14 protein-coding genes are annotated in these 12844 nt (G+C 36.5%); all 14 read right to left on the reverse strand.

The window, feature by feature from the left end:
• Positions 1-9: 9 nt before the first annotated feature.
• The 14 genes from ACWV26_RS10320 to ACWV26_RS10385 all read right to left on the reverse strand — a co-directional run bounded on the left by ACWV26_RS10320 (position 10) and on the right by ACWV26_RS10385 (position 12747).
• The gene (locus ACWV26_RS10320) at positions 10-993 is read right to left on the reverse strand and encodes a branched-chain amino acid ABC transporter permease (protein WP_455894680.1); all 984 of its coding nucleotides are present in this window, start codon (positions 991-993) and stop codon (positions 10-12) included.
• Complete coding sequence (locus tag ACWV26_RS10325; RefSeq protein WP_455894681.1) at positions 990-1856, reverse strand: branched-chain amino acid ABC transporter permease; 867 nt, start codon at positions 1854-1856, stop codon at positions 990-992. The genes ACWV26_RS10320 and ACWV26_RS10325 overlap by 4 nt, the downstream gene beginning before the upstream one ends.
• A 51-nt stretch (positions 1857-1907) precedes the next feature.
• A complete protein-coding gene (locus ACWV26_RS10330) occupies positions 1908-2696 on the reverse strand; it encodes an enoyl-CoA hydratase/isomerase family protein (RefSeq protein WP_455894682.1) in 789 nt (262 codons plus the stop codon).
• Between the two features lie 18 nt (positions 2697-2714).
• Positions 2715-3437 (reverse strand): 2-phosphosulfolactate phosphatase, encoded by a 723-nt coding sequence (locus tag ACWV26_RS10335; protein WP_455898223.1) that lies wholly within the window; start codon positions 3435-3437, stop codon positions 2715-2717.
• Between the two features lie 31 nt (positions 3438-3468).
• Entirely contained in the window at positions 3469-4530 is a 1062-nt protein-coding gene (locus ACWV26_RS10340) for a phosphotransferase family protein (RefSeq protein ID WP_455894683.1), read from the reverse strand.
• 23 nt (positions 4531-4553) lie between these two features.
• Entirely contained in the window at positions 4554-5021 is a 468-nt protein-coding gene (locus ACWV26_RS10345; RefSeq protein WP_455894684.1) for an acyl-CoA thioesterase, read from the reverse strand.
• Positions 4993-6165, reverse strand: a complete 1173-nt coding sequence (locus tag ACWV26_RS10350) for a thiolase family protein (protein WP_455894685.1) — start codon at positions 6163-6165, stop codon at positions 4993-4995. Before ACWV26_RS10350 ends, ACWV26_RS10345 begins: the two co-directional genes overlap by 29 nt.
• Positions 6166-6193: 28 nt before the next feature.
• Positions 6194-6967 (reverse strand): SDR family oxidoreductase, encoded by a 774-nt coding sequence (locus ACWV26_RS10355; RefSeq protein ID WP_455894686.1) that lies wholly within the window; start codon positions 6965-6967, stop codon positions 6194-6196.
• 18 nt (positions 6968-6985) lie between these two features.
• On the reverse strand, positions 6986-8137 hold the full coding sequence (locus ACWV26_RS10360) for an acyl-CoA dehydrogenase (protein WP_455898224.1): 1152 nt from the start codon (positions 8135-8137) through the stop codon (positions 6986-6988).
• A 74-nt stretch (positions 8138-8211) separates the two neighbouring features.
• Positions 8212-8616, reverse strand: coding sequence for a MaoC/PaaZ C-terminal domain-containing protein (locus ACWV26_RS10365; protein ID WP_455894687.1), 405 nt, complete (start codon positions 8614-8616; stop codon positions 8212-8214).
• A complete protein-coding gene (locus tag ACWV26_RS10370) occupies positions 8613-9062 on the reverse strand; it encodes a MaoC family dehydratase N-terminal domain-containing protein (RefSeq protein WP_455894688.1) in 450 nt (149 codons plus the stop codon). The genes ACWV26_RS10365 and ACWV26_RS10370 overlap by 4 nt, the downstream gene beginning before the upstream one ends.
• Positions 9063-9086: 24 nt before the next feature.
• Positions 9087-9851, reverse strand: coding sequence for a 3-oxoacyl-ACP reductase FabG (gene fabG, locus ACWV26_RS10375; RefSeq protein ID WP_455894689.1), 765 nt, complete (start codon positions 9849-9851; stop codon positions 9087-9089).
• 18 nt (positions 9852-9869) lie between these two features.
• Positions 9870-11045 (reverse strand): acyl-CoA dehydrogenase family protein, encoded by a 1176-nt coding sequence (locus ACWV26_RS10380; protein ID WP_455894690.1) that lies wholly within the window; start codon positions 11043-11045, stop codon positions 9870-9872.
• Positions 11046-11169: 124 nt separating this feature from the next.
• Positions 11170-12747 carry a long-chain-fatty-acid--CoA ligase gene (locus tag ACWV26_RS10385; protein WP_455894691.1) on the reverse strand — a complete coding sequence of 526 codons (1578 nt, stop codon included), beginning with the start codon at positions 12745-12747 and terminating at the stop codon, positions 11170-11172.
• Positions 12748-12844 lie beyond the last annotated feature (97 nt).

Consider the following 12844-nt stretch of genomic DNA (forward strand, 5'->3'; position numbering starts at 1 on the left):
ACATCACCCCTAAGTTACTTTTTTGCTTTCTGCAATTCTTATTCTTTTCTCTCTTCTTGATGCAATCATAGTGCTAAATAATCCAACAATTCCTTTTGGCGAGAAAATAATGATAAGTGTTAGAATTGGGCCGAAAAGTAACATTCGGTACTCTTGAAGAAATTGAAGGCTTTGGGTTACATAAACGATGAGCAATGTACCGATAATTGGACCAGATAAAGTGCCGATTCCACCTACAATAAGAAATGTTAATAAATCGAACATGATAGTGGTAGAACTTATTTGTGGTCCTATGAATCTTAAAAAGCATGCATATAATGCACCAGATAGACCTGCAAAAAACGTTGCTAAAACAAAGGACATTAATTTTGTTTTAACTGTTGAAATACCGATAGCTTGTGCTAAATTTTCACTCGTTTTAACAGCTTTAAACGATCTTCCTGTTAATGAATGCACAATACGATAAACGATTAAAATCGTTAACAATAAAAAGAATAATACGAAATAGTATTGTGAAATTGGCGTTGTGAATGTTACTGGCCCAATATTGCCTGGTACACTTATTCCCATAAGTCCTCTAGGTCCACCGGTTAATGTATCCCATTTATCAATCACCAAGTAGATTACATATCCTATACACAATGTATAAATTGCAAAAAAGTGTTCTTTTGTCCTCAGAGCTACTAGACCTACGATGAACCCTAAAAATGTTGTGATAATTGGAGCTAGAATGAAAGAAGGCCAAAAGCCCATTCCTGTTTTCACTGAAAGTAATCCCATTGAATATGCACCGATAGCAAAAAATCCAGCTTGGGCAAGGGATAAATATCCAGTATACCCTGCCAGTATATTTAAACCATAAACTGCGATCATCCAAATAAATGCTAACGTTGTAACATAGATATGATAATTATTCTGTGTTATTAATGGAAATAGAATAGCAAGTGCTATTAAAACAAGGATGATATATTTTTTGCTGGATACTAACGTCATTCAGCTCCCCCCCTTGAAAATATTCCATTCGGTTTGAAGGACAAGATGATGATGAGCAATACAAATGCGATAATATCCTTATAATCACTGGCAATGTAAGTGGCACCGAAACTTTCACTTAATCCAAGAATATAACCACCAATAATAGCCCCTGGAATACTGCCCATTCCACCTATAATAATGATGACAAAAGCTTTTAGAATCACTAAATGTCCCATACCAGGAAAGACTAAATTTAATGGAGAGGTTAAAGATGCAGCAACTGCAGCTAAAGCACCTGCTATAAAGAACGTTAACATCGCTACCTTATTCGAATTGATTCCTACTAGAAATGCACCTTCACGATTCTGAGACATGGCAATTATTGTTCTTCCGACAAACGACTTATTTAGGAAAAGATATAACAATCCCATGATGGCAATAGCAGCTACAATGATAATGATTCTTTGCATAGTTAACGTAACACCAAATACGTCTATAATTTGAGAAAAGGGTGTTGACATTTGGAGAAAGTCAGCTCCCCACACCAACTGAGAAAATGACTCAAGGAATAATAGAATACCTATTGATGCCACCATATTATTAATAGAAATCGTTCCTCTTAATGGATGAAAAACAAACCTTTCCATTAAGAGACTTATGAAGCCAACGACCAACATTGAAATAACAATGGCGATGATGTAATGAACACCCAGTTTAGTCATAACTGTTAATGTTACATAAGCACCAATCATATATAATGCACCGTGTGCAAAGTTAGGAATGTGCAAAATACCATAAATTAGGGTTAATCCAAGTGCAACAAGACAATACACACTACCAATTGTTAAACCATTCATCAATTGTTGGATAAATATTTCCATTTTGTCCCCCCTCTGTTACAGCAGTTTCGATTATACAAATCGAACAAAATACTATTTACCTTTAAATTGAGGTACTCGTTTTTCTTTGAATGCTTGTACGCCTTCTTTATGATCTTCTGTACCAACCATTGTTGCTTGTGTGATTCTTTCTTGATCGAGAATTTCTTCTAAAGTAGATGTTAATGATAAGTTTGCAATTTTTTTGATAAACCCATAAGAAACGGTTGGACCATTTGCTAGTTTAATCGCAAATTCCTGTACTTTATCTTGGAATTCATTATTTAAATACACTTGATTGACAATACCAAGTGACTTTGCCTTTTCAACTGTGATGGGCTCTGCATTGAAGAATAGTTCCTTCGCAAGATATGGCCCAATTAATCGAGGTAAAAACGATAGCCCACCACCATCTGAAATTAAGCCAACTTTTGAAAAGCTTAATATAAACTGACTATCTTCTGTAGCTAATATAATGTCGCTTGCCAAGGCAAGATTAAAACCCGCACCTGCAGCATACCCGTGAACTGCAGCAATGATTGGTTTTTCTAAGTTTTGCATTGCTAGAATTAATTCATTTAGTCTTCCGATGTGCTCATATGTTCCTAGTGGCGTTCTTTGTCCCATATTTTTAACATCTCCACCTGCACTGAAGGCTCTACCATTGCCAGAAATGACGACAACTTTAATAGATTCATCCGTTTTCGCTATTTGGATGGATTCTTTTAATGCAACAATCATGTCAGGACTAAATGCATTTAAACGATCAGGACGATTTAACGTTAAATATAAAATACCATTATCTTTATTTACTAATAAATCATCAGTCTTTGAAATTGACATTTTTTCTCTCCTCTTTTTCTAATCTAATACAACGGCTTGTTTGTTTTTGACGTAAGGAACAACATCATACAAATCGAACTGTAAGATAAAATCGATTTCATCGCTTAAGTTTTTTCGTACTAATTTCTTTCCTACTCTAGAGGAACGTAAAATTTCAATTCCATTTTCAGCTTGCCCTTTATAAAATTGATGCGCTGCAAATGCTGCATCAGTGAATTCAAAATCGTTTTCTGCATGACTTAACAATTTGTCGATAAAGTATCCTGCACCAAAGAAGTCTTCTATATTAAATGCACCAGAGGATCCTGAACAAACTAGAATAATGGTTTCGTCTTCATCATGATTGATGATTTGTTGGGCCACAGACTTTGCGTTTAAAAGGCACGCAATATATACTTTTTTCGCTTCAATTGCTTTACGAATCGCAACAGTTCCATTGGTTGTTGATAAGATAATGGATTTATCTTTTACACAATTTATTAACGCATTTGGATGTGGTGGTAGCATACCTTCAATTGTTTTCCCAAGATATTCTCCTACCATTAAATAACTTCCTAATTTTTTGTCTTTTGCTACTTGTATGGCCTCTTCTTCATTGAGGACTGGAATTACTTCCTTGGCGCCATTTTTTAAGAAAGTTGTAATAGTAGAAGTAGCAAGTAATATATCAAATACAACAGCAATTTTATTGTTTGTCAGTTTTTCTTCATCGAGTTCTTCTTTTTTCAATATCACATGCACTTTTTTCAATTGATCACCTCATTTACACCGCTCAATTTCTCTTAATGGATGTTTCATTAGCGTAATAGATTAAATTTCGAACATATTCGTTTAACTTGGCAAAACGTTGATCTACCGTTTGACCTAAATAATAGCGATAGTAGATTTGTTGGCAAATCACTGCTAATTTAAAATAAGCAAAGGTTAAATAAAAGTGCATATTAGAAACATCTCGACCGCTCTTTTTCGCATAAGATTCGATAAATTCTTGTCTTGTCATAAAGCCTGGATGGGATGTAATTGATTTTTCAACATCCATTTCTCTTTTTAGCAGCTCTGAATCGTCTTCTTGAATCCAATAACTCATTGCTACTCCTAAATCTATGAGTGGATCACCTACTGTTGTCATTTCCCAATCAAATATCCCTACAATTTCACTAAAGTCATGATTAAACATTGAATTATTTAATTTGAAGTCATAGTGAATAACTGTTGGATTAGGCGATTTAGGAATATGAGTAATCATCCACGACTTTAGTTGATTCAATCCTTTGATATTCTCTGTTTGAACCTTTTCAAATCGTTTGATCCAACTATGAACTTGCCGCTCCATAAAACCATCAGGCCTAGTCATCTCTTTTAACTTAGTTTTTCGATAGTCAATGTTGTGTAAATCAACTAATGTATCGACCATTTTTTCAGAGATTTGTCGACATAGGCTTTTAGTTATCTGAATCGATTCAGGAAATTTTGTATCGAGTACGATGCCGTGTTTTCTTTCCATGATGAAGAAAGGACTTCCAAGTATATTCTCTTCTGCTAATAGATACGGTTCTGGCGCTTTATTGAAATGAGTATGAAGTCCATTTAATATCGTATATTCTCTTTTCATATCATGAGCTTTTGGAGCAAGGACTCCTAAAGGCGGGCGTCTTAAAACGGCTTCCCAGCTTCCAATTTTAATTTCATATGTTAAATTGGATTTTCCTGCGCCGAATTGTCTGATTTCTAATTCGGCACACGGTAGATTTGGAATTTTCTCTTTTAAGTAGGTTTCAAGCTTATGACAATCCAATTCCTCACCTTTTCGAATAGGAATTGTTTCAGAATCCATGTAATCACGCCTTTTGAAATTTATTAAACTAATAATTTCTGTTCTAAATTTTGTCTCAAAACTTCTGGGATTGTAATCGACTTTTGTTCTATATGATTAAAGCAAACCGTTGTGACGATTGCTTGTGCAATAATCTTGCCATCTGCTTCTGATTTAATGATTTGTTCCATTGTAAAACTTTTATTTCCAATTTTTGTAACATAGGTATAAACTTTTAAAATTTGTTCTGCATAGGCTTGGTTGATATAATCACATTTAATAGACGCTAATATAAAACCTAATGAACGTTTTCTATCGGGATGTAGTTCTGAAAAGAACTTTGTGCGTGCTTCTTCAAAGTATAGAAAGTAGCTTGTATTGTTCACATGTCCTATTGCATCTGTTTCGCAAAATCTTACATATACTTCAATTTCATGGGGAGTAGTTGTCACGTTTCTCCCTCCTTCTAGCATTTGAATTGTTTTATCCTTCTCTTTCGATGATCGTAGCAATCCCTTGACCCCCACCTATACATGCAGTAATGAGTGCATACTTACCACCTAAACGCTTAAGTTCATAGGCTGCTTTTGTGATTAATATTGCACCAGTGGCACCTAATGGATGTCCATGTGCAATAGCTCCTCCATTGCCATTTAATGTATCAAGATTCATATCTAATTCTCTTTGACAAGCAATTACTTGCGCAGCAAAAGCTTCATTTAATTCAATGATATCCATTTGGTCTAAATGGAGACCTGATTTAGCCAACACTTTTTTTGTTGCTGGCACCGGGCCAATCCCCATAATATTCGGATCAACACCTGAAACAGCAGTTTCACGAATCGTCGCAAGTGGTTTTAATCCTAATTCTTCAGCTTTTTCTCTCGCCATTATAACAAGTGCCGATGCAGCATCATTTAGACCAGAGCTACTACCTGCTGTGACAGTACCATTTTCTAAAAATGCTGGCGGCAATTTGGATAACCCTTCTAATGTCGTTTGAGGACGAGGATGCTCATCTTGGTCAAAAATAATTGGATTTCCTTTTTTCACTGGTACTTCAATCGGTACGATTTGTTCATCGAAGCGGCCTTCACTCATGGCTAATGCCATTTTTTGTTGACTACCGAGCGCAAACAAATCTTGTTCTTCTCTAGAAATCTCATACATTCTTGCTAGATTTTCTGCCGTTATACCCATAGGAGGATTACCTACTTCTAGTGGTGAAAGCTGTGATTTTCTAAACGATGGTGGACTTGGACTATAAGGCTTCTCTGCTCGATCCATTAAATAAGGTGCACGACTCATGCTTTCAATTCCACCAGCTATATAAATATCACCAGTTCCTGCTTGTATTGATTGTGCTGCAAGTGCTACAGCGTTAATTCCAGAACCACATTGGCGATCTACTGTAAGCCCAGGAATAGTTAAAGATAAGCCGGTCTGTAAAGCTGTTAATCTAGCAATATTTCCGCCACCACTTAATACATTTCCAAAAATCGCATCATCAATTTGTTCCGGTTCGATATTTGCTCGTTTAATGGCTTCCTTCATCACTTCAGCACCGAAAATATGTGCAGGGACAGACGCTAATGCGCCTCCCTGTCTAGCAATTGCAGTACGTACAGCTGATACAATCACAGCATCCCTTTTCATGATTTGCCCCCTTAAAATTCTTACCAAATTATTTTGCTATTGAACCACCATCAACCACAATTGTTTCACCTGTGATAAAATCTGAAGCGGCAGATGCAAGAAATACCGCAACGCCTTTCATATCATTTTCTGTACCAAATTTTCGAAGTGGTGATCTATTTCGTAATTGATCGCCCCCACGTTCGATTAAAACCTGGGACATTTTTGTAGGGAAAAAACCGGGTGCAATTGCATTTACGTAAATACCGCGCGAACCCCATTTCACAGCTAAATCTTTTGTAAATGACAACACGCCACCCTTACTTGTGTTATAACCGATGGCATCCATGAAACTTGGGTCAGAACCTTTTAACCCAGCTACTGAAGCAATATTGATAATCTTGCCGTATTGTTGTTTTGCCATAATTTTGCCAACTGCCTGTGACATCAAGAAAGTACCTACAACATTTACATTTAATACTTTCTGAAAAGCTTCTAACGGCATTTCATCTACAGGGGCTCCCCAAGATGCACCACTATTATTTACGAGAATATCAATTCTTCCAAATTTCTGAAGCGTTTGATTTACTACATTTTCAATATCACTTGGATTTGTGATATCACATTTTAATGCAATGGATTGAATCCCTTTTTCGTTTAATTTTTCGCTTACTTCTTTGCAGTTTTCTTCTTTTCTAGAACAAACTACAACATTGGCACCAGCTTCAGCTAATCCTTCTGCGATTTGTTCACCTAGGCCTCGACCTCCACCAGTGACAATAGCCGTTCTTCCGTTAAGATTAAATAATTCTTTTACGTTCATACACGATCAACTTCTTTCTTAACGATATTTTTTCAACTCTTGCCAAGCAATTGCTCTTCTATGCACTTCATCAGGACCATCAGCAATTCTTAATGTGCGGATTTTGGCAAAACTTGCAGCAAGCGGATAATCATCACTGACTCCAGCAGCTCCTAAAGCCTGTATCGCTCTATCAATTACTTTTAGGGCCATATTTGGTGCCACAACTTTTATCATGGCGATTTCATTTTTGGCTTCTTTATTTCCAACTGTGTCCATCTTATATGCTGCATTTAATGTAAGGAGTCTAGCTTGCTCAATCTCCATACGAGAATTAGCTATCCATTCTTGTACGACACCTTGCTCAGCTAGTTTTTTTCCAAAAGTGATTCTTTCTTGAATGCGCTTACACAATACTTCTAATGCTCTTTCTGCGGCACCAATTGATCTCATACAATGATGAATTCTCCCTGGGCCCAATCTTCCTTGTGCAATCTCAAATCCTCTACCTTCTCCTAAAAGCATATTGGATGCAGGTACTCTTACATTGTTGAAATCTATTTCTGCATGGCCATGTGGTGCATCGTCATATCCGAAAACAGGAAGAGTTCGTTTGATTGTAATTCCTGGCGTATCAAGCGGTACTAGAATCATTGATTGTTGTTTATGTTTTGGTGCATTAGCATCATTTTTGCCCATCACTATGGCAATTTTGCAGCGAGGGTCACCTGCACCTGATGACCACCATTTTGTTCCGTTAATGATGTATGCATCTCCATCACGAACAATACTTGCTTTTATATTTGTCGCATCTGATGATCCAACATCTGGCTCAGTCATGGCAAAGCATGAACGAATTTCCCCATCTAGTAGTGGCTTCAGCCAATGTTTTTTTTGTTCTTCCGTACCATAGCGTACAAGAACCTCCATATTACCTGTGTCCGGTGCTGCACAATTGAATACTTCTGGTCCAATGCTTGAACGTCCCATTATTTCGCATAATGGTGCATATTCTAAGTTTGTTAAGCCCACGCCGTATTCACTATCAGGTAAAAATAAGTTCCACAGCCCTTGTTCTTTTGCTTTTTGTTTTAGTTCTTCCATAATTGGTGGAATGCTCTCAAAACGATTGGCGTGTTCATTCAACTGTTCTTGATATATTTTTTCATTTGGATAAATATACTCATCCATAAACGCTAATAACTTTTCCTGATAAGCTTTTGACCTTGCTGAATTCTCGAACAAGAAATCTACCTCCAATTATGCTAATTAAATTTAGAAAATTGAGCTGTTCCTTTTATCACGGTTTTTTCATGCTGATTCACAGCTTTGACATCAAAAATAATATGCTCTTCTGTGATCTCATTAACCATTGCTTGTAATGTTAGAATGTCATTTAAAAAAACCATGCCAGAAAATCGAATTTGATAGTTTTGTAGGAATCCTTCTTCATAATGCGGTGTAAAGAGCTTTGCTAAATTTCCCATCGTCCACATGCCATGTGCAATAATACCTGGTAAACCAGCTTTCGTCGCTTCTTCATCGATTGTATGAATTGGATTGAAATCACCTGATGCTCCAGCATACTTAATCAAATCGATTCTAGAAACTGGTGTAAGCGTAATCTCTTCAAGTGCTTCACCCTTTTGTAATTCACCTAGTCTTTTCATATTAAATTCGCCTTCTTTACGGTTTCATTTAAAATAGTCGTCATTTCCTCGCTGAAAATGATATTCCCCTTCGAATCTTCACCATATCGAGTAACGACTAAAAACGTCATAGATCCGCTACTTCCCTTTTTTTCATATGAATCTTTTACTACACTATAACAATATAATTCTTCACCAACATGCAATGGTCTTGCATAGTGATAGATTTGTTCGCCATGAATTAAGCCCTTTACTGGAAGGTTCAAGCCTTCAATTTTGCCATAGTCAAATACTCTTGGAAATGTAGGTGGTGCAATGTTGACGGCAAATTGCGAATTTGCTCCTACAGTTTCATCTAGATAAATAGGATGTAAATCGCCAATAGCTTCAGCAAATCTTTTGACAAGACCGCGTTCCACAACATTTTTTACTTTATTTGATCGTTTACCGATTAAATGTTTATACATGTTACGACCCCTTACGCTATAGATTTATGCTTTTGGACCACCAGCAACATAAATAACTTGACCGCTCACAAAGGATGAATTTTCATCCGCGAAGAAAGCAACCGCATTGGCAATGTCCGCTGGTTTACCACTTCTACCAACAGGAATATTACTAACACTTGCTTTAATTAATTCTTCAAATTGAATACCGATTCTCGCAGCCGTTTCTTTCGTCATCTCTGTCTCGATAAATCCAGGCGCCACTGCATTACATGTAATTCCAAACTTTCCAAGTTCAATCGCTAATGTTTTTGTAAAGCCTTGTAATCCTGCTTTTGCGGTTGCATAATTTGCTTGTCCTCTATTACCTAAAGCTGATGTTGAGGAAATATTAATAATTCGGCCATATCTTTGTTCAGTCATATGCTTTTGAGCTGCACGTGCTGCATTAAAGGACCCTTTCAAATGAACATCCATTACCTGTTGCCAATCATCATCTGTCATCTTGAAAAGTAAATTATCTCGTATAATCCCTGCGTTATTCACTAAAACATGTAGTGCACCATAATTTGCAACCACTTCATCGATTGCCTTTTCAATTTCTTCACGATTTACAACATTTGCTTTTTTGGTGATAATATTAAACCCTAGTTCTTTAAATTCTTTTTCGGTCGCTTGTAATGCTTCTTCGTTGATATCAACAATGGCAATGGAAGCACCCTCTTCTGCAAATTTCTGTGCAATGCCTTTTCCAATTCCGCGACTTCCACCCGTTACAAATACAACTTTTCCTTCAAATCTTTTGCTCATCTGTTTTTCCCCCTATTTTTAGATATATTGTCCGACTTTTACATGACCTTTTAATAAGTTTCTAGAAATGATTAAGCGTTGAATTTCATCTGTACCATCATAGATTCTCCATAGTCTTGCCTCGCGGTACCATCGTTCAATTGGCAATTCTTTTGTATACCCCATACCCCCATGTATTTGCAGTACTCGGTCTACTACTTTGTTCCCCATATTTGCGCCGTATAGTTTAGCCATAGATGCTAAATGACGATTATCTTCTCCTTGATCTAACGTAAATGCAGCATTTAAGACTAACCATTTCGCTGCTTCAATTTCTACAGCAGAATCTGCAATTTGCCATTGGATTGCTTGTCTATCAGCGATTGGTTTACCAAAAGTTTCACGTTCTTTTGAATAGTTAATCGCCATTTGTAATAGACGCTCTGCAGCACCAACAGCACGTGCACCAACAATCCATCTTGCGAAACCAATCCATTCAAGGCCTAACTTATAGCCTCCATGCAGTTCACCTAAAATATTTTCCTCTGGCACTCTTACATTATCGAAAATTAAACTAGCTGGTCCCCATTCACCCATTGTCGGAATGAATTCTGATTTCCACCCCATGCTGCGATCTACGATAAAGCATGTCACACCATCTCTACCTGTTTTTTGATGTAACTCTTTATCCGTAATCGCAATAACCATGACGAAATCTGCTTCATTACCACCTGTGATAAAAGTCTTTTCACCATTTAACACCCATTCATTGCCATCCTTAATAGCAGTCGTTTTAATATTTCTTGTATCAGATCCTGCACCTGGCTCTGTCATGGCAAAACAAGATTTTTTTTCGCCATTAATTGTAGGGATTAAATATTTTTTCTTCTGTTCTTCATTTCCATAATAAAGAATATTGTCAGCAGAACCGCCAAATTTGAACGGAACAAATGTCTTGGAAATTTCCATTGTGACAATTGCTTGCATCATTTGCCCTAAATCTGCGCCCCCGTACTCTTCAGGCGTATTGATGCCCCAAAATCCTGCTTCTTTTGCTTTAAGTTGCAATTCCAGTTCTTTCTCTTTTGAAAGACTTGGTTTCCCTTCAATTTCATTGCGAAGCACTTCATTTTCTAGTGGAACTAATTCTTTTTCTACAAATTTTCGGATTGTTTCTTGAACCATTTTTTGTTCTTCATTTAATCTTAAATGCATTAAAATCTCCCCTTTTTGTTGTTTTTTGGCAATAGAATTCAAACTTATTCTACATAGTGATTTACTATGTATGTCAGTGAAGTTAGTAACTTTAGAAGTCATTATTCACAGCCCAGTTTGTTGATTATGAAGACGAATTTAAAGCTCTTTTCAGTATCTTCCCTACTGCTGTTTTTGGTAGTTCTTCTACAAAGGCCACACTTCGAGGGACTTTATAGGAAGCTAATTTTTCTTTGCAATATTGAATTAGCTCTTCTTCTTCTAGTTTTTCGTCTTTTTTGAGTACGACAAAGGCTTTTACCGTTTCGCCTCTGTAGGAATCAGGTACACCAATAACTGCTGCTTCTAAAACTTTTTTATGTGTATAAATGACATCTTCAATTTCTATCGGATAGACATTGTAACCACTCGCAATAATCATTTCTTTTTTACGGCCAACAATGTAAAAATAGCCGTCCTCATCCATTTTTGCTAAATCTCCTGTATACAGCCACCCATTTCGCAATATCTGTGATGTTTCATCCGGCATATTCCAATAACCCTTCATGATCTGTGGACCTTTCACTACTAACTCTCCTACTTCACCAATAGGAAGTGATGTTTTTCCATCTTCCAAATTGACTATTTTAGCATCTGTGTTTGGTATAGGAATGCCAATGCTACCTGGCTTTTGGACACCAGTAATAGGATTTCGATGGGTTACAGGTGAAGCCTCCGACAAACCATATCCCTCAAGTATTGTTGTTCCACAGATAAGATTAAACTGTTCCAATACTTCCACTGGCAATGGGGCTGACCCACTTACACAAGTCTTGAAACTACTAAAATTTAGTGAATGTTGTTTTTGGTAATTTAGTAAAGCAATATACATTGTTGGAACCCCTAAGAAATTAGTAGGTTTTGTTTGTTCAATTATCTTAACTGTTTGTTCTACTTCAAATTTGGGCACTAAGATTACATTTCCTCCTGTATAAAACGTGAGATTCATACAACTCGTCATGCCATAAACATGGAATAACGGAGCAATCGCAAGTACTCTTTCTTCACCTAATACTGTATTCATCATAGATGTTCCATAGCATTGGAAAATATTCGAAACTAAATTCATATGTGTTAACATAGCACCTTTTGAGCGACCAGTTGTTCCCCCGGTATATTGGATCACTGCCAGATCTTCTTTTGGATTTATACGGACTTTTGAAAAAGGTAAGTTATTCTTCTTTAAAAGTTCGTGGAAACGACCATGTTTTTCGAATGACACATCAAACACAGTTTTTAATTGCGTCTGATCCACGATTTGTTCTATTAATGGTAAAATATCTTCTAAGACTATTAGAATAGTTGAGCCTGAATCATTTAACACATGTATCAATTCTGAAGATTTATACATAGGGTTAACTTGTACAATTGTTGCGCCACAAGTCAATGCAGCATAATAACTAATTGGATATTGAGGACAATTTGGTAACATGATTGCTACCCGATCCCCTTTTTTCACACCGATACGTTGTAAATGACTTGCTACATTTTCAACCATTTCACCAAGTTGTTGATAGGTTATGGTTTGATCAAAAAATGTCATTGCCTTATGATTGGCATATTTTCGAACTGATTCTTCAAATAGTTGTACCAACGAGATTTCAGGAATATCCACTACTTGAGGCATTCCATTTGGAACATGTTGTAGCCAAGGTCTCTCCATAGAAATGCTACCTCCATTCGAATCTTGTTATAATTACGAAATTTAATAATTTGATAGAAATATTTGTATGATTATTTTTTTGATTTGAATTTGTATT

The sequence above is a fragment of the Rummeliibacillus sp. JY-2-4R genome, assembly GCF_053847205.1.